We start from the raw sequence: 22,270 nt of genomic DNA, 5'->3' as shown, positions 1-22,270 counted from the left end.
GAATGGGCTTACGTGTAAATGTTTTTCCAGGTCAACTGGTGGCTTTTTTGCTGTTGCTGTTTCCGGTAGTAACGTTATCGATTCATAACGCAGGCAATTCAATTCTCCTCTTGCTGATATTGATTGCCCTCGCCAGCATGGCAATGCGTGTTCGGCCAGACGGGATTGGTTTTTCTGATCTGTTTCGCCAATATTGGCCAGTTGCGCTGGCCATGTCCATGGGGGTGATCGCTGTTCTGGCCAATCAGGCGTGGTCGGGCGATTTCGCCTTTAAATATTATGATCGGGCATTCAGGCTGGCAGTATTTCCGCTGGTGCTCTGGTCAATTATGTTTGTCCCGCGAAAATATTTCAGGCTTCTGCTCTGGAGCCTTTTCCTGGCTGCTGTGGTTCTGGCCGTCAAGGCGTTCGTTTTTTTCGAGGGCGGGAATGTCCGAGTCGGCAATATCGGGTTCTTGTCCATCATTGCCTATTCGGACATCGCACTGTTGTTCGGCGTGTTGTGCCTGACGATGGCGGCCAGTCTGTCGACAGGTAAAGTAACCATCGCTTGCGGGATTATCGCCGCTGCAGCAGGGGCTTATACGGGCGTGTTGACGCAGACCCGCGGCGGATGGCTGGCTGTGGTGTTGTTTGTGATATTTTTCTTCCACGTATCAAGCCTGTCGTTGCGACGTAAATGGCTTGTCTTGTTCTCATTCGTGGTGCTGGTCGCGGCGATGTTCGCAGTCAACGAGCCCGGGCGTACCCGGCTGTTCAATACCACTTCCGAGGTAATCAATTACACGCAGGGTGAGGGGAAAACCACGGCCGTCGGTATCCGCCTCCAACTCTGGGATGCTGCATTGAAACTGTTCGCACGACAACCCGTCTTTGGCATTGGACGGGAAAACTACGAACCGAGCATCAAGGAAATGGCCGCGCAGGGTGAAGTAACCAATGAGTTGACCACGTTGGCGCATTCCCACAACGAGATACTGTTCAACATGGTCATCTCCGGCATTTTCGGCCTTGTAGCGGTTTTGTCTGTCTACCTTGTCCCGGGATGGTATTTTTTCCGCGAACTGCATCACGCCTCTTCTGAGGTCAGGGCAGCTGCGCGCTGCGGCTGTTTGCTGGTGCTAGGTTTCTTCGCTTTTGGATTGACCGACCTGATGTTCTTTTGGCCAGCAGTCGCCGGGCTGTACACGATCATGATTGCAGCGTTTCTGGCGCAGGTCCATAAGGCGCGCTATGCAGCAGCGGCCTCTGTGGGGTAAGTTGACCTGAATGGAGCTGCTGCTTCTGCTGCGCTAATGATTGCCTCAGGACTGATTTGCCTGACTGAGGCTTTTCTGGTCGGCTTCCCAGCTCAGGACGATTTGCAACACCGTCGCTGGTGTTATTTGCCGCATGCAATCGCACGTGGGGGTGGTGATGCGCCGGCAGTCCTCACAGCTCTTCTCTGCAGTGAGATTGATCGCACGTCTGCCCAATGCGGCCCAGCGTCCAGGATGCATGGGGCGGGTCGGGGGGAACAGTCCGAGAGTGCGCTGCCCGATGGCAGCCGACATATGCAATGGTCCGGTACCGCTGGCGATCAGGCCATCCGCCTGCTTGATGAAGCTGGACAGCTGCTGCAAGCTCAGCATGCCGCAGATATTGGTGACGTTGGGTAGCGCGAGAATGGCTTGCCCATGTTCTTCGATCCACGCGCCCTCTGCCGCACTGCCTGTGAGCCAGATGTGAATGGCGGGATTGTCCTGCAATGAATGGGCCAGAGAAACGAAATGTTCGATGGGCCATTCACGGCCGTGGCCGTTGGACTTCATATGCAGGATAAGATTGAAGGCGTGTCCCGCCAGCTTTGCTGTGCATACTGGATCGTCGGGAATCTCGAGATGATATAGGGCCGGAATGTCCTCTCTCGGAGGAATATTGGTTTCGCCATAAGGTCGCAGGAACTCGAAATTGATTTGCGCTTCGTGATCTTCTGACAGGCCCTTGCTGAAACGTACCCGGCGATTGCAATAAAACAGTTGATATAGTTTTTGGCGTGCATTGCCAATGCGATTGCGAACACGCGCCAGAAAAGCAGCGTAGGCCAGGGCGCGGTCCGGTTGCGCAAGTATTACGGTGTCGACGCGCGTGCGCTTCAAGTAGCCGATCAGGTCATCCTCAATGGATTCTATGTCGATGACGTCGTCTACGTCAGCACACAAGCGCACGACCGGCACGGTATAGCCGCGGCACAGCATCGTGATTTTCGCCGTCGGGTTCAACTCTCGGAGTCGGGCAATCATTGGCAGGGTCAGAATGACGTCCCCGATGTTGTCCTGGCGGCTAACTAGGATATGGGAGCTGGAAATTGGCATATTGTAAAAATAATATTCAAAGCATCATGCTGCTGCGCGCTTGCGCAGATACCGTACATACCATTTGAAGCTCTCCAGCGGCCGCCCCTGCCGATACATGAACCGCGAATGCATGCGCAGTTCCTTGGTATTGCGGGGTTCCTGATCCAGCTCCATGTCGGCCCACGGCGAGATCGCCAGGTAGCCCGCCAACAGCGCACATACCTCGTGACGACTCCATGCCGCCCAGGGTTTGACGGCGCCTGCAAAGTGCACGAAGATCGCGCGCCCCACCGGCTTCAAGGCAAACTTGTTGACGTTGAGGTCGTGGATCAAGTCGTAGAGGTAGTTCCACTTGGGCGACAGGTAGCGGGCGCGGCCGTTGAGCACGATGTTGAGTGCATCCTGGTCGTTGAAGCGCATGTCGGTCTTGCTGTTGAGCAAGGCATCGAGTGTCTGCGCAGTAATGTCCTCGGCCAGCCATTTCTCGATGTTGATGAACAGCACGCCACCGTTGAAGTATTCGTTATGCGCCAGGCCCAGCGCGGCGACGCGGCGCTGCAATGTCACCGGCGCATCCGGGACCACCACGGCGATGTCGCCGCTGATGTCCATATCGACCATCTCGTCGATACGATTGAAGCAGAGGATGTCTGCGTCCAGGTACAGCACCCGGTCGGTCACGCCGCGCAGCACGGTCGGAATCACCAGCCGCGTGAAGATCGACAGCGAATAGTGCGAGTGCCCGATGAAATGCGAGAACTGGGTGAACGACGACAAATCCAGCAGGTGCAGTTCGGTCTTGACCCGATACATCTGCTCCAGCTGTTTCAGGCGCCGCTGATGATCCTCGGATACCTCGAAGGCCAGCACATGGAACGTGAAATGCTGCGTCGGGTTGTTGGCGATGATCGACGCAATGGTCGCACCCATGGCCCGAAAATAATTATTGTCGACGCAAAAGGCGATATGGAAGCTGGGCTTGCCATTGCCAGGTTGCGCCTGGATTTCTTCAATCGTGGGGAGTTTCATCAGAGTGCTTTCATGACTTGTTCGACAGCGATTGCCTTGACCCAGTCGCGGCGTCCGGGTGCGGTAATGACGGTGCTGTTGGCATGGTCCAGCGGTACCCATTCGGGATTCTTCTGGCGCATTAGGGCCACTACCGGAACGTGCACGGCGTTGGCCAGGTGCATGACCGCGGTCTCGACCGACACGATCAGGTCGCAGCGCTCGAGCAATGCCGGCAGCTGGAAGAAATTGTCTTCGGCACTGAAGAGCACGGTGCGCGGCAGCGCGTGGCCACCGATCACGGCGCGCGCCTCGGCCAGTTCCTGCGGCACGGCGTTGACGACGAAGCAGGCGTCGCGCCAGCCCTCGGTGGCCTGCATGGCGCGGATCAACTCGACCACATGGCCCAGCGGCCAGCAGCGCTTCTTGGTCTTGGCGTAGGGATTGATCAGCACCAGCTTGCCGGCGCGCGGCGAGAAGCTCCAGGCCTGCAAGGTCCGTTCGGCATCCTGGCGCCAGTTCTGCGGAATATCGACGAACGGAAAACGCTCCTGGGCGCTCAGTTCGAGTCCGCTCAACTGCCGGAACCAATGCGCGTAGACATCGCTGATGTGGTGTTCGCCCTCGGCCCGGTAGGCCGGCATGGCGGTGTCGAGCTTGCGGTAGGCCAGCAGGTGATGCGGCTGCAGCAGGCCGACCTTCTTGGTCATGCCGATGACCAGCCCGCGCGGGGCGATCTCGCGCGCCAGGCTGGCGTACAGGTGCGGACGCAGCGTGGCCAGCGAGACGACGATGGGATAGTCCTCGCGACGGGCCTCTTCGATCGATTCGCGATACAGCGCCGGGCTGTAGGTGCGGTCATAGACCTTGGTAAAGAAGGGGCAGGCCCCGACCCAGTCGTAGAGCGAGTATTTTTTCAGGTGCGGCCATTGTGCCGTATCGGCAGTGCGTCGCACTTCGTCCACCCACAGGTGCACCTTCAGGTGCGGATTCTGCGCCGCAAAGGCCTTGAAGAAGCTTTGTAGATAGGTGAAGTCGCCCAAGGCCAGATGGGCGATGAAGAGAATCTTGTCCGAACGCTTGAGCAGGTCGGCGGGGATCAGTGTGGATGACATGGTGCGGGCAGATTATTGCTGGGAAAACTGCAGGCGATACAGGTTGGCGTAGACACCTTCGCGGCTCAGCAGCTGCTGGTGGCTGCCGATTTCGGCGACCTGTCCATGTGACAGCACCACGATCCGGTCGGCGCGTTCGATAGTCGACAGGCGGTGTGCGATGACGAAGGTGGTGCGGCCCTGCATCAATCGGTCCAGCGCTGCCTGCACGGCGCGTTCGGATTCGGTATCGAGCGCCGAGGTGGCTTCGTCCAGGATCAGGATCGGCGCATCCTTGTAGATGGCGCGGGCGATCGCCACCCGCTGGCGCTGGCCGCCCGACAGGCGTGAACCGTTATCGCCGATGCGCGTGGCCAGGCCATCCGGCAGCCCTTGCACCACATCGCCCAGGTGCGCTGCTTCCAGCGCGGCGGTAATGCGTGCCGGGTCGGGATGTTCGTCGCCATAGGCGATATTGGCGGCCAGGGTATCGTCGAACAGCACGGTGTTCTGGCTCACCATGGCGATCTGCTGGCGCAGGCTGAGCAGCGAAATGGATTCGATGTCCTGGCCGTCCAGCAGGATCTGGCCGGAGGTGACCGAGTGGAAGCCGGGAATCAGGCTCACCAGCGTCGACTTGCCGCCGCCCGACATGCCCACGAAGGCGATGGTTTCGCCGGCCTGCACGTTGAGGTTGATTCCCTGCAAGGCCAGTTGCTCATGGCCGGGATAGGCGAAACCGACATCGACGAAATCGACATTGCCACGGGCCCGGCTAGCGAGTGTGGCGCCACCGATGCGCTCGATCGGTTTATCGATCAGCTTGTAGACCTCTTCGGCGGCAGCCATGCCGCGTTGCAGCGGGCCATTGACTTCGGCCAATTGCTTCAGCGGCGTCAGCAGCATCAGCATGGCCGTGATGAACGACACGAAGCCGCCGACGGTGATCTGGCCGTTGCCGGACTGGATCAGCGCCATCACGATCACCACCGCCACCGCGCATGCGGTCATCAGCTGGGTAATCGGCACGGTCGAGGCAAAGGCTGCGGTCATGCGCATGGTGTAGCGACGCAGGTTCTCGGCACGCAGGTGGAAGCGCTGTTTTTCGTACGACTGGCCGCCGAAGATCTTGATGACCTGTTGGGCGCGGGTAGTCTCCTCGACCAACTGGGTCAACTCCGCATTGACGGCCAGCGAGTCGCGATTCAGTTTCTTCAGGCGCTTGCCGGTGCTGCGGACCACGATGGCCACCAGCGGCAGCAGTATCAGCGTGACGATGGTCAACTGCCAGTTCAGGTACAGCAGCCAGGCCAGCAAACCAAGCACGGTCAGTGCAGAACGAACGATCGAGGTAAATACCTTGGTCACCATGTCGATGATCTGCTGTACCTCGAACATCATGGAGTTGATGACCTTGCCCACTGTATTGCTGGCATAGAAGTGCACCGGCAGATCAAGCATTCGCGCAAACATCTGGCGGCGCAGTTCGTTGAGAATGCGGGTCGAGACCCAGGTCATCATGTATGAGCTGGTGAAGGTGGAGATGCCGCGAATGAAGAAGATGCCGATCACCGCTGCCGGCACCAGCCACAATGAAAATTCCGGCTTGCCGACAAAGCCCTTGTCCAGCAGGACCTTGAAGATATAGGGCACCACCGGCTCGGTGGCGGCAGTCACGATCATGCCGAGGAAGGCGAGCGCCAGGCGCTTCTTGTAGGGCCGGTGCAGGGCGGCCAGCCTTTTTATATTGGAGGGCAACATTTAATCATCCTTGTAAAGCAATTGACGCTGAAGACAACGTCGGTATTCGACATCATGGGGCTGCTGCCAGTGGCGGCCGGCGCACCAGCCCCCACAAAATGGCGATCAGGAAGGCCAGGATCATGACACCGTTGTTATGGGTCAGGAAAGCCTGGGTCATCCCGAACGCAAGGTAGCTGAGCAGCAGCATTGTTGCGGCGATTGCATAGGGGCGGGCAGTAGTGCCGTTGCGGGTTCCGGCCTGCACAAACGCGACCAGCGGCATCAGATAGAGCAGCACCAAAGCCAGCAGACCCGGTATGCCGCGCTTGACCAGCGCATCCAGGTATTCATTGTGCAAGTGAGTATGTTCACGGATCGAGGCAGCGGCCAGGCCCTGATCGACCAGGCTGGCCTTGTAGTTGAACATGCCTTGCTTGCCCCAGCCGATGAGCAAGTGACCGGGCGCCATCATCAACCCTGTGCGCAGCATGTCGAGCCGTGCGCCAATCGAAGAATCTGCCTCGCGGCGTTGCTGGTACTGTCCCGCTTCGCTGAACGCAACTTCCGTGCGCGCTCGCAGGCCGCTTTGCGGCAGCGCCCATAGCAGCGCCATGCCGACGCCGGTTCCGGCAAGGATCTTGACGACCAGCCGCGGCCGGTCGGCGCGCATCAGCAGATAGATGGCCACAGCCAGGCAGACCGGCAATGCCAGCCAACTGCCGCGGCTGCCGCTGAGCAACGAAGCCAGGCCGGCCAGTACGGCACCAGCCGTCAGCAGGATGAGCCAGCCCTTGCCGCGTCGTTCACCGATTGCCCATGTCAGGCCGGACAGGCACAACACGGCCAGCACCAGGCTGATGTTGCCGTATTGAATCGGATTGGTACTGCCTGACGGGCGCTCGACCTGGTGCGCCAACACCAGCCACAGACTCAGCAAGCCGGCGCCGATGCCGCCCAGCGCCGCCCCCGACCATAGCGCCCAGCTGCGCGGGGGATAGGCGCGCAGCAGTAGCAGCGCCGGCACAGCCAGCGCAAAGCGCAGCGGCGCATCATATTCGGCTGGTTGGGCATGGTGGATCAGGTTATTGATCACATTGACGGCGAAATACAGCAGGAAGGCACTGATGACCAGCCAGTCGGTCCGATCCGGCCGGATCCGCCGGGCGGCCGGATGAACCAGCGCCAATGCCCCCAGTAGCAATAGCAATGCCCCCAGCGAAAAGCCGCTTGGCACCACCAGCGCGATCGCTGAGAAGAGGAACACGGCAATGGAGGTGTAAGCAATCATCTGGGGAAGACAAAGGGCGGGCAAAAGATCGCAGGCGAGGGCGATCAGCTCCGAATTTTGTTAAACCCGCCATTGTAATGCATGGCTGAGGCTGCGTCGCCGGTCCCGATGGCGGTCATTGGGTGCTGCGGTTGAGCTATCCACCTACACCATCTAGCGTCATTTACCGACTGTGCGCGCGACAGCGCTTGCATACACTGCGCAGGCTGGTCCCGGTCGGTGCGCGCAAAGTTGTCAATCTGATGATGGATGACGTCGCTCCCGTTCGCCTTTTTACCTCCTTTTATTCGCCCCGATCATGAAAGACGACGTCAAGCAAGCCATCTCCGGTGCGCCGGCCAATTCCGACTACCTGCAGCGGGTCCGCGAAGGGTCGCCGTTCCCTCGTGGCGCCAGCTGTCGGGAGGATGGCGTCAACTTTGCCCTGTTCTCGGCCAATGCCACCGGGGTCGATCTGTGTCTGTTCGATGAAAAGGGCGAAACCGAAATCGCCCGCATCTCCATGCCCGAGTACACCGACGAGGTCTGGCACGTGTTCGTGGAAGGGCTCAAGCCGGGCACCGTCTATGGTTACCGGGTGCACGGCCCGTATGACCCGCAGAACGGCCATCGCTTCAATCCCAACAAGCTGTTGATGGACCCCTATGCCAAGCGGCATCTGGGCGAACTGAAATGGGCGCCCGAAATCTTCGCCTACGATCTCGACAGTCCCGACAAGGACTTGAGCTTCGACAGCCGCGACAGCGCACCCTTCGTTCCCAAGTGCGTCGTGGTCGAGCCGACCGCCGACATCAATGTGCCGACCGGCCACCGCGTGCCCTGGGACCGGACAGTCTTCTATGAGGCCCACGTCAAGGGCCTGACCAAGTGCCATCCGCAGGTGCCCGAAGCGCAGCGCGGCACATTTGCCGGGCTGTCCTCGCCGGCCATCATCGATCATCTGCGGCAACTGGGCGTCAGTTCGCTGGAGCTGCTGCCGGTGCATTCCTTCGTCAACGATGCCCATCTGCTCGAAAAAGGGCTGACCAATTACTGGGGCTATAACAGCATCGGCTTTTTTGCCGCTGATCCCAGGTATTTTTCCGGCGCGCAATCGGGCGAATTCAGGAGCACGGTCGATGCGTTGCACGAGGCCGGCATCGAAGTCATCCTCGACGTGGTCTACAACCACACCGCCGAAGGCAACGAGCTGGGGCCCACGCTTAGTTTCAAGGGGATCGACAATGCCTCGTACTATCGCTTGATGCCGGATGAGCGGCGCTACTACATCAACGACACCGGCACCGGCAATACACTTAACCTGTCGCATCCACGGGTCATGCAGATGGTTGCCGACAGCCTGCGCTACTGGGTGCTGGAGCAACATGTCGACGGCTTCCGTTTCGACCTCGCCACCATCCTGGGGCGTGAGAACCATGGTTTCGACCTGAGTAGCGGTTTCCTCAATGCCTGCCTGCAAGACCCGGTGCTGGCGGCGGTCAAGCTGATCGCCGAGCCATGGGATTGTGGCCCAGGCGGTTACCAGGTCGGCGAGTTTCCGCCGGGATGGGCCGAATGGAACGACAAGTTCCGCGATCAGGTGCGGGCCTTCTGGAAAGGCGACGAAGGCATGGCGGCCGACTTCGCCACCCGCTTTGCCGGATCGGCCGACCTGTTCGACAAGCGTGGACGCCGCGCCTGGTCGAGCGTCAATTTCATCACCGCCCACGACGGCTTCACGCTGCACGACCTAGTCAGCTACAACGACAAGCACAACGAGGCCAATGGCGAAGACAATCGCGACGGTCATTCCGACAATCGCTCGTGGAACTGCGGTGCGGAGGGTGCCACCGATGATGAATCCATCATCGAATTGCGCGAGCGCCAGAAGCGCAACCTGCTGGCGACGTTGCTGCTGGCCCAGGGCACGCCGATGCTGCTGGCGGGCGACGAATTCGGCCGCAGCCAGGGCGGCAACAACAACGCCTATTGCCAGGACAACGACATCAGCTGGCTGCAATGGGACCAGATCGATGAGCGCGGTCGCGCGCAACTGCGGTTCACCGCCGAATTGCTCAAGCTGCGCGGCAAGATGCCGGTGCTGCGCCGCAGCCGATTCATGAATGGCGAGCTCAATGAAGACCTGGATACGGTGGATGCCGACTGGATTTCGCCGGCCGGCGTGACCTTGAGCGAGGAGCAATGGCAGGATGGGGCGATGAAGTGCTTCGGCCTGGTGCTCGATGGTCGGGCGCGCATCAGCAACCTGCGGCGGGCGGCGGCTGACCAGACCCTGCTGCTGGTCTTCAATAGCCATCATGACGTCGTCAACTTCACCTTGCCAAAGGGGCCGAACGGGCAGCGCTGGAAAGGGCTGATCGATACCAACGTGCCGGCCCGCGACGAACAGCCGGTATTCGATGCCGGCCACGAGTATGTCGTGTCAGCGCATTCGATGCTGCTGTTCGTGCTGGGCTGACCTCACTTTTGCTTGAGGGTAAGCGCAATGCAGAACGGGCCTGGGGTTATCCCCAGGCCCGTTTTAATCGCCATACCAATGATTTGTTATGCCGTGCGCCACGTCACATCAGGATGATGTCGTACTGCTCCTGCTGGTAATCACTCTGCACCTGCAACGAAATCGGCTTGCCAATGAAGTCGCCCAGCATCGCCAGGTGCTGCGATTCTTCTTCCAGGAACAGGTCTACCACCAGTTGCGAGGCGAGGATGCGGAATTCGCGCGGGTTGAACTGCTTGGCTTCGCGCATCACCTCGCGCAGGATCTCGTAGCACACCGTGCGCGAGGTCTTGACCTGGCCGCGTCCCTTGCAGGCCGGACAGGTCTCGCACAGGATGTGGGCCAGCGATTCGCGGGTGCGCTTGCGGGTCATCTCCACCAGGCCCAGCGTCGAGAAGCCCGACACCGAGATCTTGGTGCGGTCGCGCTGCAACGCCTTGCCCAGTTCGGCCAGCACCGCGTGGCGATGCTCGGTGTTTTCCATATCGATGAAGTCGAGGATGATGATGCCGCCCAGGTTGCGCAAGCGCAACTGGCGGGCAATCGCATGCGCGGCCTCGAGGTTGGTCTTGAAGATGGTGTCGTCGAAGTTGCGGCCGTTGACGAAACTGCCGGTGTTGACGTCGATGGTGGTCATCGCCTCGGTCTGGTCGACGATCAGGTAGCCACCCGACTTCAGGTCGACCCGCCGACCCAGCGCGCGTTCGATCTCTTCTTCCACGCCGTACAGGTCGAACAGCGGCCGCTCGCCCCGGTAATGGGTGAGCTTGGTCAGCACCGAGGGCGTATAGATGGTGCCGAACTCCTGCAGCTTGTTGAAGTTCTCGCGCGAATCGACCTGTATCGTCGCCGTGTCGTCGCCGACGAAGTCGCGCAGCACGCGCTGGGCCAGCGACAGGTCTTGATGCAGCAGGGCCGGGGCAGGCCGGGTCTTGCTCTGCTTGACGATGGTGGCCCAGGTCTTGCGCAGGTATTCGACATCCATCTGCAAATCGGCGTCGGAGGCATCCTCGGCCATGGTGCGGATGATGAAGCCGCCTTTTTCCTCGGGCGGCAGCAGCGCCTGCACCTTGCCGCGCAACAGTTCGCGCTCGGCTTCGTTCTCGATCCGCTGCGATATGCCGATGTGCTTGTCTTGCGGCAGGTACACCAGCATGCGACCGGCGATCGAGATCTGCGTCGACAGCCGCGCGCCCTTGGTGCCGATCGGGTCCTTGATCACCTGCACGGTCACGGTCTGGCCATCGTGCAGCAGTTTTTCGATAGGAATGGCGGGGCTGTTCTGGCCATCGTGGGAACGCGCTTCCCAGATATCGGCCACGTGCAGGAACGCGGCACGCTCCAGGCCGATGTCGATGAAGGCCGATTGCATGCCCGGCAGCACCCGTACCACCTTGCCCAGATAGATGTTGCCCGCCAGCCCGCGCGACAGCGTGCGCTCGATGTGCAACTCTTGTACTGCGCCCTGCAGGATCAACGCTACGCGTGTTTCCTGCGGGGTGATGTTGATCAGAATGTCTTCGCTCATAGGATGCGGACGCCCGCTTTTTCTAGTAGTTGAGCCGTCTCGAATAGCGGCAGTCCCATGATACCGGAATGGCTGCCCACAATATTGCTGATGAACAGAGATGCCAGTCCCTGGATGCCATAGGCGCCCGCCTTGTCGTACGGCTCCAGCGTGTCGCAGTAGGCGGCGATGGCGGCGTCGCTCAGTTCGGCGAAGCTGACGTCGGATTGCTGCGTGATCTGCCAGACCTCGGTTTCCACGCCCATGGTCAGCGCCACGGCAACGCTGGTGAGCACCTGATGGGTGCGACCCGACAGGCGCTGGATCATCTGCAGCGCTTCGTCGCGGTCTACCGGCTTGCCCAGGATCAGCTGGTCGATCACCACCGTCGTATCGGCCGCCAGGATAGGGCGATGCGGCAGTTGCCGCAGCAGCATGGTCTGCTGGGCGCTGTCGAGCTTGGCGCGGGTCACGCGGGCGACGTAGTCCAGCGCGCCTTCATCGGGCAGCACGCTTTCGTCGACTTCCTTTTCCGATAGCAGCAACTCGAATTCGATGCCGATCTGGCGCAGCAGCTCACGCCGGCGCGGGCTCTTCGATGCGAGGTAGATGGTGCGATCCACTGGTTTCATGTTGATCTCGTTTCATCGTTGGGCAGGACTGGGGCGCAGTCGAGAATGCCGGGCGCAGATGCCTCAGGCGCGATGGTACGGATGATTCTGGGTGATCGACCAGGCCCGATACAGCTGCTCGGCCAGCAATACACGCACCATGCCGTGCGGCAAGGTCATGCTGGAGATGCGTATCAGGGTGTCGGCGCCGGCCTTGAAGCCAGGATCGAGGCCATCGGCGCCGCCGATGATGAAGGCCACGTCGCGACCATCCTGCTGCCATTGCTGCAGCTGTTGTGACAACTGCATGGTGGTCCAGTCGCGGCCACGCTCATCGAGGGCGATGATGCGCGCCCCCTTGGGCAGGGCGGCTTCGATGCGGGTGCGTTCCTGCGCCATGACGGTCTCGGCGGTACGGCTGCCGGAACGGTCGACGGGTTTGATTTCCTTGAGCTGAATCCGGCAATCAGGAGGCATGCGCTTGGCATACTCCTGAAAGCCGGTTTCGATCCACGCGGGCATCTTGTGCCCGACGGCCGCGATGACCAGTTGCATCAGGCCTTGCTGACGCGCTTGGAAGCAGGCTTCTTGGCGCTGGCGCTCTTGGATGGCGCCACGCGCACCGTCTTGCCCACGGCAGTCTTGGGTGCGGCGGTCTTGCTGCGGGTCGTGGTGGTCTTCGCCACGCCGGTCTTGGTGCCGGTAGTAGTACGGGTAGTGCCCGTCTTGGTACCGGTGGTGGTGCGAGTGGTGCCGGCGGCGCTACGCGTAGCGCGCGGTGCTGCTGCCTTGGCGCCGGTGTCGGCCTTGCCGGCCGCGCTGCGCGGGGCACGGGTGGTGGCGGTGGCGCGTGGGGTCTTGGTTGCAGCCGTGCCGGTCGCCGTGGTGGCGCGTGGCTTGCGGGCTGGTTTCTTGACCTCGTCGTCGTCCAGCGCCTGGCTGGCCTCGACCGCTTCGGCTTGCGCACGGGTGCGGCGAATCTTGGGTGCCGGAGCGTCGGCGGCTTCGCGCTTGGCGCCGGCGGAGGTGCCGGTGCGCTTGGCGGCGCCCATCTTGACTTCCTTGTCGCCCCAGATTTCTTCCAGGCGATAGTAGGTGCGGATGGCCGGTTGCATGATGTGGACGATCATGTCGCCCAGATCGACCAGCACCCATTCGCCGGTGTCTTCGCCTTCGACGCTCACCACGTGGCCGCCCTTGGACTTGACCTTGTCACGCACGGAAGCGGCCAGCGCCTTGGTCTGGCGGTTGGAGGTGCCCGAGGCGATCGCCACGCGGTCGAACAGGCTCGTCAGATGGGTCGTGTCGAAGACACGGATCTCTTGAGCCTTGACGTCTTCCAGAGCGTCGACGACCAGAGTTTGCAGTTTTTTGATATCCATTAGTTAGAACTCATTTCATAAATAAACGTGTGTGCGAGCTTATCCCGTTTGGGAGCAAGTGCAAGGCGCGACGTGAGCTCAAGACTGGCCGTCTTGAGCTCACGTCGTAACGCAGCAATTCGCCCAAACGGGTCGCTCTCTTCGGGACGCATCTCACGTTTAATCGTGAAATGAGTCCTGGTACAGATGTTGCTGTTCGATATAGTCTAGCACCCCGGTCGGAATCAGCGAATCGGGGCGTTCGCCGCGTTGTAGCGCGGCACGGATTGCGGTCGATGAAATATCGACCGCCAGACCTGGCGCCAGGCAGCCAAGCCCGTGCGAGGTAGTACGGATAGCCTCGGGAGTGCCCGCGCGTTGCGCGAATTCATGCACTACCGCAGGCGGCACGTCGCCGGCTTGCAGGCCGAAGCCCGGGCGCGACGCTGCGCACAGATGAGCATGATCGAACAGCTCGCGCCAGTTCTGCCAGGTATCCAGGTGTTGCAACTGGTCCGCGCCCATCAGGAACACGATGGACACCGCCGGACCAAGTTCTGCACGCAACGCGCGCAGTGTGTCGATGGTGTAGGTGGCGCTGGGACGACGGATTTCCTGCTCATCGATCTCGACCGGTACCTGCTGGGAATCGAAGGCACGGCGCACCATCTCGACCCGCTGTGCCGGTTCTGCCTGCAAACCGTGTTTCTGCCACGGGTTGCCGGCAGGAATCACGCGCAACTGGTCAGGCTGCAGCAGGCGAACGAAATGTTCTGCCAACTGGACATGGCCGCTATGCACCGGGTCGAAGCTGCCACCCAATACTGCCACGCAACGTTGTGCCGGCGCCGCCATTACAGCCAGTCCCGATGCACCAGGAAGTCGGAGTATAACCGCGCTTCGGCGCTGCCGGGCTCCGGATGCCAGTCATAGCGCCACTTTACCAGCGGCGGCATCGACATCAGGATCGATTCGGTACGACCACCCGACTGCAGCCCGAACAGGGTCCCGCGGTCGAACACCAGGTTGAATTCGACATAGCGACCGCGTCGATATGCCTGGAAATCACGTTCACGTTCGCCATAAGGCGTGTCGCGCCGCGCCGCCACGATCGGCAGGTAGGCCGCCAGGAAGGCGTCGCCCACGCTGCGCACCATGGCAAAGCTGTCGTCGAAGGGCAGGGCATTGAAGTCATCGAAGAAAATGCCGCCGGCGCCGCGCGGTTCCTGCCGGTGCTTCAGGTAGAAGTATTCGTCGCACCATTGCTTGAAGCGCGGATACAGGGTGTCGCCAAAGGGTTGCAGGGCGTCGCGGCAGGTGCGGTGAAAATGCACCACATCGTCCTGCTCGCCATAGTAGGGCGTCAGGTCGATGCCGCCGCCGAACCACCAGACCGGTTCTTCGCCTTGCGCATGGGTGGTGAAGAAGCGTACGTTCATGTGTACCGTGGGCACGTGCGGGTTGCGTGGATGCAGCACCAGCGATACGCCCATCGCCTCCCAGGCACGGCCGGCGATCTGCGGTCGGTTGGCGGCGGCCGACGGCGGCAGGTTCTGGCCCATCACATGCGAAAAGCCGACACCGGCGCGTTCGAACAGACCGCCTTCTTCGAGGATGCGCGAAGTGCCGCCGCCGCCTTCCGGGCGCTGCCACGAATCGGCGACAAACGACTTGCCATCGGCCGCCTCGAGGGCGGTCACGATACGCTGTTGCAGGTCCTGCAGGTAGGCTTTGACGGAGGTCGGTGCGCTGGGCGCGGCAGTAGTGGTGGTCACAAGGGTGTCGCTCGGGGCACAGTAACGGAATTCTTAACCCCGCGATTGTACCCTGCCAGCGCGCCACTGGGGCGCTGGCAGGGCCAACCCGGCGCGGGGCAGGCCGATGGGTGACTCAATTCTGCGGCGGCTGCGCCACGGGTACCGCCACCTGATAGGTCGCCGGCGCCGGCCAGCCTTCGTTCAGGCAGACTTCGGCGATGGCGCCGTTGACGTCGTTGTAGACCTGGCCGAAATTGGGCGTGGCGGCGTGCACGCGCAGCGCCAGCAGGGTGCCGGTGGCGTTGAATTCCTGGATCGCCACTGCCGGCGCCGGTGTCTCAAGCACGTTGGGGATCGCCTTGATGCGGGTCAGCAGCTTGGCGATCGCTTCCTGCGGGTCGACGCCGTAGGCGATCTGGCAACGCAAGTCGGTACGGCGGGTCGGATTGACGTTGTAGTTGATGATGTTGTCCGAGAACAGCTTGTTGTTGCCGACGATCACGCGCAGGTTGTTGTCGGTGGTGATGATGGTGGTCACCAGGCCGATATCGCTGACGGTGCCGGTCTGGCCGGCGGCGGTGATGTAGTCGCCCAGCTTGAACGGACGCAGCACCACCAGGAAGATGCCCGCCGCGAAGTTCGACAGCAGCCCCGACCAGGCCACGCCCAGCGCCACGCCGACGGCGCCTATCATGGCCGCAAAGGAAGTCGTGGGAATGCCGCACACCTCCAGAATACCCATCACCAGCATGATGCGCAGGATCACCTGGATGGCCGAGGTGGCGTAGTTGATCAGCGTCTTTTCCAGCTGGCGCGCGGTGAGTACGCGCCGCACCAGCTTGGCCAGCGTGTTGATGAACATGCCGCCGATGATCCAGATGGCGATCGCGGCGACTACCTTCAGGCCGAACGGCACCAAGTAGAGGTTGATCAGCGTCTCGAAATTGACCATGTGAATGTCCATGCAGAGAATCCTTTTCTTTAGTGCAACGTTGTTGTTTTGATAGCGTGACGGAAGCCGGGCAAAGTTAGTTTGCCGGAGACAGATTTTGTTGCAGGAAAGCCGCAATTTTATGGCCGAATCGATCCGGCCGGGCTTCGCTGAAAAAACAATCCCCCGCAAGACGCCAGGTTTTGCGGGGGATTCTCATCTCGCCTGCCGGCGAATGGCCAGGATCAACGCTTGAGCGCGCGCCAGCCGATGTCGCGCCGCATCTGCGAGCCGGCGAAGTGGATCAGGTCGGCCGCATCGTAGGCATGCTTCTGGGCAACCTTGACGCTGTCGCCCAGGCCCACCACGCACAACACGCGGCCACCGGTGGTGGTCAGCTTGTCGCCGGTGAGCGTGGTGCCGGCGTGGAAGGTCACGCAGTCGGGCGTCTCGGCCGGAATGTCGGTGATCAGGTCATCACGGCGTGGCGCATCCGGGTAGCCAAAGGCCGCCATCACCACGCCCAGCGCCGTGCGGCGATCCCATTCCAGTTCGACCTTGTCGAGCGTGCCGCTGACGGCGTGTTCCATCACCGTCAGCAGGTCGGTCTTGAGACGGGCCATGATCGGCTGGGTCTCGGGGTCGCCCATGCGGCAGTTGAATTCGAGGGTCTTGGGGGTGCCTTCTTCATCGATCATCAGGCCGGCGTACAGGAAACCCGAGAATGGAATGCCATCCTTGGCCATGCCCTGCACCGTCGGCACGATGATTTCACGCATCACGCGCGCATGCAGCGCCGGCGTCACGATAGGGGCCGGCGAGTAAGCGCCCATGCCGCCGGTGTTGGGGCCCTGGTCGTTGTCCTGCAGGCGCTTGTGGTCCTGGCTGGTGGCCAGCGGCAGGATGTTCTTGCCATCCACCATGACGATGAAGCTGGCTTCCTCGCCGGCCAGGAATTCTTCGATCACCACGCGTGCACCGGCATCGCCCAGCTTGTTGTCGGACAGCATCATGTCCACCGCCGCATGCGCCTCTTCCAGCGTCATCGCCACGACCACGCCCTTGCCGGCGGCCAGGCCATCGGCCTTGATCACGATCGGTGCGCCTTTTTGCGCGATGTAGTCATGCGCCGGTGCCGGTTCGGAGAAGGTCTGGTATTCGGCGGTCGGGATCGCGTGGCGCTTCATGAAGGCCTTGGCGAAATCCTTCGAGCTCTCCAGCTGCGCCGCTTCGCGGGTCGGGCCGAAGATCTTCAGGCCGCGGGCCCGGAACACGTTGACGATACCGGCTGCCAGTGGCGCCTCGGGGCCGACCACGGTCAGCGCCACGTGCTCCCGCTCGACAAAGTCGGCCAGTGCAGTCGGGTCGGTGATGTCGATGTTCGTGAGCCGCTCGTCGAGGGCGGTGCCGCCGTTGCCGGGGGCGACGTACACGGTCTGGATGCGGGGCGACTTGGCAATGGTCCAGGCCAGCGCATGTTCACGACCACCGGAGCCAACAACTAGGATTTTCATGGGGATTCGCAGTAAGAGTAGGGCGGATTATTCGTCGATGACGGCGTTGGTATAGAGCTGCTGGGTGTCGTCCAGGTTCTCCAGTGCATCCAGCAGTTTTTGCATGCGTACGCCATCTTCGCCTGCAAACACCGTCTCGGTGGACGGCTTCATGATGATGTCGGCCACTTCGGCCTTGAAACCGGCGGCTTCCATCGCGGTCTTGACGGCGCTGAAGTCATTGGGGCCGGTCAGCACCTCGATGCCACCTTCGTCGTCGGTCTGCACGTCTTCGGCGCCGGCTTCGAGCGCGGCTTCCATCACCGCATTCTCGTCGGTGCCTGGCGCATACATCAGTTGCCCACAGTGGGTAAACATGAACGCCACCGAGCCTTCGGTGCCCATGTTGCCGCCAAACTTGGAAAACGCATGGCGCACTTCGGCCACGGTGCGCACACGGTTGTCGGTGAGGCAGTCGACGATGATGGCCGCGCCATTGATGCCGTAACCTTCGTAGCGCACTTCTTCGTAGTTCACTCCGTCCAGGGCGCCGGTGCCGCGCTGGATGGCGCGGGTCACGTTGTCCTTGGGCATGTTGGCGTCGGAGGCGCGGTCAACCGCCAGGCGCAAGCGCGGGTTGGTGTCTGCATCGCCGCCGCCCATGCGGGCGGCCACCGTGATTTCCTTGATCAGCCGGGTCCAGATGCGGCCCCGTCTTTCATCCTGGCGGCCTTTACGGTGTTGGATATTGGCCCATTTGCTGTGTCCAGCCATGTCGGATCTTCCTGCTTGATTGGTTGATGTCAGAACGAAAGATGAGCCAGTGGGGCTCCGCTTCTGACTATAATCGGGCCAGAATTTTAGCATATCGCCCCGCACCAAATCGGATCGGCAGCCCCCATGCTGTCGCCCTCAATTGCCTTTTTTTCTGCCTGCCATGACCTCTCCACTTGCCATCGCCCAACATTCCGACGTGCAACTCTGCCTGTTGCCGCAACTGGTCAATCGCCACGGTTGCATCACCGGCGCCACCGGCACCGGCAAGACGGTGACCTTGCAGGTCATGGCGCAGGCGCTCTCCGACATCGGGGTGCCGGTGTTCATGGCCGACGTCAAGGGCGACCTGTCGGGCCTGGGCCAGGCCGGCAGCAGCAGCCCCAAGCTGGCCGAACGCCTCAAGCGCCTGGGCCTGGCCGAGCCGGCCTGGGCTGCCGCGCCCGTGGCGTTCTGGGATGTGTATGGCGAAAAGGGCCATCCGGTACGCGCCACGATTTCCGACATGGGGCCGCTGATGCTGGCGCGCATGCTCAACCTGAACGATACCCAGCAGGGCGTGCTGCAACTGGTGTTCAAGATTGCCGACGACAACGGCCTGCTGCTGCTCGACACCAAGGACCTGCGCGCCATGCTGCAGCACGTGGGCGAGCACGCGGCCGAGTTCAAGACCGAATACGGCAATATCTCGGCGGCCAGCATCGGCGCCATCCAGCGCGGCCTGATCGGCATCGAGGAGCAGGGCGGCGAGCAGTTCTTCGGCGAGCCCATGCTCAACATCGACGACTGGATGCAGACCGACGCCCGGGGGCGCGGAGTCATCAACATCCTGGCCGCCGACAAGTTGCTCAATGCGCCGCGCCTGTATTCGACCTTCCTGCTGTGGATGCTGTCCGAACTGTTCGAGCACCTGCCCGAAGTAGGCGACCTGGATCAGCCCAAGATGGTGTTCTTCTTCGACGAGGCCCATCTGCTGTTCAACGAAGCCCCCAAGCCGCTGCTGCAAAAGATCGAGCAGGTGGTGCGCCTGATCCGCTCCAAGGGCGTGGGCGTGTATTTCGTCACGCAGAATCCGCTGGATATTCCCGACACCGTGCTGGGCCAGCTCGGCAACCGCGTGCAGCACGCCTTGCGCGCCTACACCCCGCGCGACCAGAAGGCAGTGCAGGCGGCGGCCGAGACCTTCCGCGCCAACCCGGCGCTGGACACCGCCACGGCCATCACCGAGCTGGGCGTGGGCGAGGCGCTGGTCTCGTTCCTGGATGACAAGGGCCGGCCCAACGTGGTCGAGCGCGGTTATGTCCTGACCCCGGCCTCGCAGATCGGCCCGATCAGCGACGACCAGCGGCGCGCCCTGATGGCCACCTCGCTGGTGGCCGGCGTCTATGAACAGGCGATCGACCGCGAATCGGCCTATGAGCGCCTCAAGGGACGGGCAGCAGCGCCTGCGTCCGCACCCTCGCCGGTCGATGACAACGCCTGGGGTGCATCGGCCGGCCATGCGCCGCAAGCGCCTGCTCCGCGCAGCAGCCGGCCGTCGGGTGGGGTGACGCGACCCTCGCCGGCGCCTGAGCCACAGCAAGAGAGCGGTGGATTGGGCGACCTGATCGGCGGCGTGTTCGGCAACGGGAGCGGCGGCAGCCGTCGCAGCGATTCGCCGTTGCAGGCGATGGTCAAGTCGGCCGCCCGCAGTATCGGCTCGCAGGTGGGGCGTGAATTGATTCGCGGCGTGCTGGGATCGTTGCTCAAAAAGCGTTGAGTCGGGATGGGCGGCAGCGGCAAATGTAGACTAAGGTTTACAATCCCGCCATGACTGCAATTGCCCACCCATCTTCCAACCGCCAGGCTTTCCTCGGCGGTCTCCTGCTGGCCGTGGTCGGCGCCGTGTTCTTCTCGGCCAAGGCCATCGTTGCCAAATTGATGTACCGATACCAGGTCGACGCCGTGATGGTGATCACGCTGCGCATGGTGTTTGCCTTCCCGATGTTCCTGGCGGTGGCGATCTGGAAGGCCCGCAGCGAACCGGCGCTGGCGCGCGCCGACTGGGCGCGCATCGTGGTGCTGGGGTTGACCGGTTACTACCTGTCCAGTTTTCTCGATTTCCTGGGGCTGCAATACATCTCGGCCGGCCTGGAACGGTTGATCCTGTTCCTCACGCCTTCGTTCGTGATGCTGATCGCCTTTTTCGTCTTCAAGCGCCGCGTCGGCTGGGTCGAATGGATCGCGCTGCTGGTGTCCTACTCTGGCACCGTACTGGTGCTGATGCATGATCTCAATACCGGCGGCAGCAATGTGATCCTGGGCAGCGGCCTGGTGCTGGGGTCGGCCTTTTGCTATTCGATCTACCTGATCGGCTCGGGCGAGCTGGTGCGCCGGGTCGGCGCGATCCGGCTGGTGGCCTATGCGATGTGCGTCTCGACCGTGGCCTGCGTGATCCAGTTCCTGGTGCTGCGTCCGCCCGAGCTGCTGCTGGCGCAGGTCGCCAGCGTGTACCAGCTGTCGCTGTTCAATGCGGTCTTCTGTACCGTGCTGCCGGTGTTTCTGACGATGATCGCGGTGGCGCGCATCGGCGCGCCCACGGCAGCGCAGGCCGGGCTGATCGGGCCGGTATCGACGCTCTTCATGGGGGCGGCGCTGCTGGATGAGCCGATCACGGCGATTCAATTGATCGGCACGGCGCTGGTGCTGTCGGGTATCTGGCTGCTGTCGCGCAAGAAGGCTTGAGCAAGGTTCCAATTAAATTCCATCCAACCAGGAGACAGACATGGCAAGAGCAATTCGCGTAAGCAAGACCGGTGGCCCCGAGGTCATGGAGTATGTCGACGTCGAGGTTGGCGACCCGGGTCCGGGCGAGGTGCGCATTCGCCACGCAGCGGTAGGATTGAATTTCATCGATGTGTATTTTCGCACCGGGCTGTATCCGCAGCCGCTGCCCAACGGCCTGGGGCAGGAAGCCGCCGGCACCATCGAAGCAGTGGGGGACGGCGTGACCGCCTTCAAGGTGGGCGATCGGGTGGCCTATGCCGGGCGTCCCAACGGCGCCTACGCCGAAGAGCGCGTGATGCCGGCCGAGATCCTGGTCAAGCTGCCTGACAGCATTTCGTTCGATACCGCCGCGGCCATGATGTTGCAGGGCATGACGGTGCAATACCTGCTGCGCCAGACCTATCCGGTCAAGGCCGGCGACACCATCCTGCTGCACGCCGCCGCCGGCGGCATCGGCCTGATCGCCTGCCAATGGGCGCGAGCGCTGGGGGCGACCGTGATCGGCACCGTCAGCAGCGACGAGAAGGCGGCGCTGGCGGCGCGGCATGGCTGCACCCACGTCATCAATTACAAGACCGAGAATTTCGTCGAGCGCGTCAAGGAAATCACCGAAGGTCGCGGCGTGCAGGTGGTCTACGATGCCATCGGCCGTGACACCTTCATCGGCTCGCTGGATTGCCTGCGTCCACGCGGCATGATGGTCAGTTTCGGCAACGCATCCGGGCCGGTCGCGCCGTTCGGCGTGTCCGAGCTGGCCTCGCGCGGCTCGCTGTTCCTGACGCGTCCATCGCTGGGCAACTACACCGCCACCCGCGAAGACCTCGACGCCACCGCCGCCGACCTGTTTGCCATGGTCGAGAGCGGCCAGCTCAGTATCGAGATCAACCAGCGCTATGCGCTCAAGGACGTGGGCCAGGCGCATGCCGATCTGGAGGCGCGCAAGACCACCGGCTCGACCATCCTGATCCCCTGAGCCATGGGCGAACCCAAATCCCGTTCGTCGGATACGCCGCGTTTCGGCCGGCTGTTATTGGTGCTGGCGGCGGCGGTGTTGCTGATCGTCGCCATCACCTTCGCCAGCGAAGCGTTCTATTCGTGACGCGG

Annotated in this window: 20 protein-coding genes; 6 read left to right on the top strand and 14 right to left on the bottom strand. The window is 62.0% G+C overall.

Features of this window, described 5'->3' with window-relative positions:
- Positions 1-2 precede the first annotated feature (2 nt).
- Entirely contained in the window at positions 3-1,259 is a 1,257-nt protein-coding gene (locus LBW87_RS11830) for an O-antigen ligase family protein (RefSeq protein WP_225201666.1), read from the top strand.
- Positions 1,260-1,304: 45 nt separating this feature from the next.
- Here the strand turns inward: LBW87_RS11830 and LBW87_RS11825 are convergent, their stop codons facing one another.
- The 5 genes from LBW87_RS11825 to LBW87_RS11805 all read right to left on the bottom strand — a co-directional run bounded on the left by LBW87_RS11825 (position 1,305) and on the right by LBW87_RS11805 (position 7,445).
- A complete protein-coding gene (locus LBW87_RS11825; protein ID WP_320442726.1) occupies positions 1,305-2,282 on the bottom strand; it encodes a glycosyltransferase family 9 protein in 978 nt (325 codons plus the stop codon).
- A gap of 96 nt (positions 2,283-2,378) precedes the next feature.
- Positions 2,379-3,365: a glycosyltransferase family 8 protein gene (locus tag LBW87_RS11820; RefSeq protein WP_225201664.1), complete on the bottom strand. Its 987-nt coding sequence runs from the start codon at positions 3,363-3,365 to the stop codon at positions 2,379-2,381.
- Positions 3,365-4,459, bottom strand: a complete 1,095-nt coding sequence (locus LBW87_RS11815; RefSeq protein WP_225201663.1) for a glycosyltransferase family 9 protein — start codon at positions 4,457-4,459, stop codon at positions 3,365-3,367. The genes LBW87_RS11820 and LBW87_RS11815 overlap by 1 nt, the downstream gene beginning before the upstream one ends.
- Positions 4,460-4,471: 12 nt before the next feature.
- Positions 4,472-6,199: a lipid A export permease/ATP-binding protein MsbA gene (gene msbA / locus LBW87_RS11810; protein ID WP_225201662.1), complete on the bottom strand. Its 1,728-nt coding sequence runs from the start codon at positions 6,197-6,199 to the stop codon at positions 4,472-4,474.
- A gap of 52 nt (positions 6,200-6,251) precedes the next feature.
- Entirely contained in the window at positions 6,252-7,445 is a 1,194-nt protein-coding gene (locus LBW87_RS11805) for an O-antigen ligase family protein (protein ID WP_225201661.1), read from the bottom strand.
- A gap of 322 nt (positions 7,446-7,767) precedes the next feature.
- Between LBW87_RS11805 and glgX the strand changes: the two genes are divergently transcribed.
- Entirely contained in the window at positions 7,768-9,927 is a 2,160-nt protein-coding gene (gene glgX, locus LBW87_RS11800) for a glycogen debranching protein GlgX (protein WP_225201660.1), read from the top strand.
- A gap of 103 nt (positions 9,928-10,030) precedes the next feature.
- Here the strand turns inward: glgX and rng are convergent, their stop codons facing one another.
- The 9 genes from rng to LBW87_RS11755 all read right to left on the bottom strand — a co-directional run bounded on the left by rng (position 10,031) and on the right by LBW87_RS11755 (position 18,400).
- On the bottom strand, positions 10,031-11,494 hold the full coding sequence (gene rng, locus LBW87_RS11795; RefSeq protein ID WP_225201659.1) for a ribonuclease G: 1,464 nt from the start codon (positions 11,492-11,494) through the stop codon (positions 10,031-10,033).
- Entirely contained in the window at positions 11,491-12,105 is a 615-nt protein-coding gene (locus LBW87_RS11790; protein WP_225201658.1) for a Maf family protein, read from the bottom strand. The genes rng and LBW87_RS11790 overlap by 4 nt, the downstream gene beginning before the upstream one ends.
- A 63-nt stretch (positions 12,106-12,168) precedes the next feature.
- A complete protein-coding gene (rlmH, locus tag LBW87_RS11785) occupies positions 12,169-12,639 on the bottom strand; it encodes a 23S rRNA (pseudouridine(1915)-N(3))-methyltransferase RlmH (RefSeq protein WP_225201657.1) in 471 nt (156 codons plus the stop codon).
- Complete coding sequence (gene rsfS / locus LBW87_RS11780; RefSeq protein ID WP_225201656.1) at positions 12,639-13,466, bottom strand: ribosome silencing factor; 828 nt, start codon at positions 13,464-13,466, stop codon at positions 12,639-12,641. The genes rlmH and rsfS overlap by 1 nt, the downstream gene beginning before the upstream one ends.
- 159 nt (positions 13,467-13,625) lie before the next feature.
- Entirely contained in the window at positions 13,626-14,300 is a 675-nt protein-coding gene (gene nadD / locus LBW87_RS11775) for a nicotinate (nicotinamide) nucleotide adenylyltransferase (RefSeq protein WP_225201655.1), read from the bottom strand.
- Entirely contained in the window at positions 14,300-15,220 is a 921-nt protein-coding gene (gene hemF, locus LBW87_RS11770) for an oxygen-dependent coproporphyrinogen oxidase (RefSeq protein ID WP_225201654.1), read from the bottom strand. Before hemF ends, nadD begins: the two co-directional genes overlap by 1 nt.
- A 115-nt stretch (positions 15,221-15,335) precedes the next feature.
- On the bottom strand, positions 15,336-16,166 hold the full coding sequence (locus LBW87_RS11765) for a mechanosensitive ion channel family protein (RefSeq protein WP_225201653.1): 831 nt from the start codon (positions 16,164-16,166) through the stop codon (positions 15,336-15,338).
- A gap of 212 nt (positions 16,167-16,378) precedes the next feature.
- Positions 16,379-17,647, bottom strand: coding sequence for a phosphoribosylamine--glycine ligase (gene purD, locus LBW87_RS11760; RefSeq protein ID WP_225201652.1), 1,269 nt, complete (start codon positions 17,645-17,647; stop codon positions 16,379-16,381).
- A 27-nt stretch (positions 17,648-17,674) separates the two neighbouring features.
- Complete coding sequence (locus LBW87_RS11755) at positions 17,675-18,400, bottom strand: YebC/PmpR family DNA-binding transcriptional regulator (RefSeq protein ID WP_225201651.1); 726 nt, start codon at positions 18,398-18,400, stop codon at positions 17,675-17,677.
- Positions 18,401-18,563: 163 nt separating this feature from the next.
- Between LBW87_RS11755 and LBW87_RS11750 the strand changes: the two genes are divergently transcribed.
- Genes LBW87_RS11750 through LBW87_RS23905 form a run of 4 tightly spaced genes read left to right on the top strand, consistent with a single transcriptional unit; the run spans position 18,564 to position 22,265 of the window.
- Positions 18,564-20,159, top strand: coding sequence for a helicase HerA-like C-terminal domain-containing protein (locus LBW87_RS11750; protein ID WP_225201650.1), 1,596 nt, complete (start codon positions 18,564-18,566; stop codon positions 20,157-20,159).
- Between the two features lie 50 nt (positions 20,160-20,209).
- Positions 20,210-21,124, top strand: coding sequence for a DMT family transporter (locus LBW87_RS11745; protein ID WP_225201649.1), 915 nt, complete (start codon positions 20,210-20,212; stop codon positions 21,122-21,124).
- Positions 21,125-21,164: 40 nt separating this feature from the next.
- A complete protein-coding gene (locus LBW87_RS11740; protein WP_225201648.1) occupies positions 21,165-22,139 on the top strand; it encodes a quinone oxidoreductase family protein in 975 nt (324 codons plus the stop codon).
- 3 nt (positions 22,140-22,142) lie between these two features.
- Positions 22,143-22,265 (top strand): hypothetical protein, encoded by a 123-nt coding sequence (locus tag LBW87_RS23905; RefSeq protein ID WP_265112926.1) that lies wholly within the window; start codon positions 22,143-22,145, stop codon positions 22,263-22,265.
- Positions 22,266-22,270: the final 5 nt, after the last annotated feature.

Origin of the sequence: Herbaspirillum sp. alder98 (assembly GCF_020179755.1) — a bacterium.
Taxonomy (GTDB): Bacteria; Pseudomonadota; Gammaproteobacteria; order Burkholderiales; family Burkholderiaceae_D; genus Herbaspirillum.
Note: the sequence above shows the minus strand (reverse complement) of the source record. Positions and strands in the feature narration are given on the sequence as shown.

Coding starts and splice junctions, on each gene's coding strand:
- LBW87_RS11830 (WP_225201666.1), top strand. CDS start 3: ATGGGCTTACGTGTAAATGTTTTTCCAGGTCAACTGGTGGCTTTTTTG.
- LBW87_RS11825 (WP_320442726.1), bottom strand. CDS start 2,282: ATGATTGCCCGACTCCGAGAGTTGAACCCGACGGCGAAAATCACGATG.
- LBW87_RS11820 (WP_225201664.1), bottom strand. CDS start 3,365: ATGAAACTCCCCACGATTGAAGAAATCCAGGCGCAACCTGGCAATGGC.
- LBW87_RS11815 (WP_225201663.1), bottom strand. CDS start 4,459: ATGTCATCCACACTGATCCCCGCCGACCTGCTCAAGCGTTCGGACAAG.
- msbA (WP_225201662.1), bottom strand. CDS start 6,199: ATGTTGCCCTCCAATATAAAAAGGCTGGCCGCCCTGCACCGGCCCTAC.
- glgX (WP_225201660.1), top strand. CDS start 7,768: ATGAAAGACGACGTCAAGCAAGCCATCTCCGGTGCGCCGGCCAATTCC.
- rng (WP_225201659.1), bottom strand. CDS start 11,494: ATGAGCGAAGACATTCTGATCAACATCACCCCGCAGGAAACACGCGTA.
- LBW87_RS11790 (WP_225201658.1), bottom strand. CDS start 12,105: ATGAAACCAGTGGATCGCACCATCTACCTCGCATCGAAGAGCCCGCGC.
- rlmH (WP_225201657.1), bottom strand. CDS start 12,639: ATGCAACTGGTCATCGCGGCCGTCGGGCACAAGATGCCCGCGTGGATC.
- rsfS (WP_225201656.1), bottom strand. CDS start 13,466: ATGGATATCAAAAAACTGCAAACTCTGGTCGTCGACGCTCTGGAAGAC.
- nadD (WP_225201655.1), bottom strand. CDS start 14,300: ATGGCGGCGCCGGCACAACGTTGCGTGGCAGTATTGGGTGGCAGCTTC.
- LBW87_RS11765 (WP_225201653.1), bottom strand. CDS start 16,166: ATGGACATTCACATGGTCAATTTCGAGACGCTGATCAACCTCTACTTG.
- purD (WP_225201652.1), bottom strand. CDS start 17,647: ATGAAAATCCTAGTTGTTGGCTCCGGTGGTCGTGAACATGCGCTGGCC.
- LBW87_RS11755 (WP_225201651.1), bottom strand. CDS start 18,400: ATGGCTGGACACAGCAAATGGGCCAATATCCAACACCGTAAAGGCCGC.
- LBW87_RS11750 (WP_225201650.1), top strand. CDS start 18,564: ATGACCTCTCCACTTGCCATCGCCCAACATTCCGACGTGCAACTCTGC.
- LBW87_RS11745 (WP_225201649.1), top strand. CDS start 20,210: ATGACTGCAATTGCCCACCCATCTTCCAACCGCCAGGCTTTCCTCGGC.
- LBW87_RS11740 (WP_225201648.1), top strand. CDS start 21,165: ATGGCAAGAGCAATTCGCGTAAGCAAGACCGGTGGCCCCGAGGTCATG.
- LBW87_RS23905 (WP_265112926.1), top strand. CDS start 22,143: ATGGGCGAACCCAAATCCCGTTCGTCGGATACGCCGCGTTTCGGCCGG.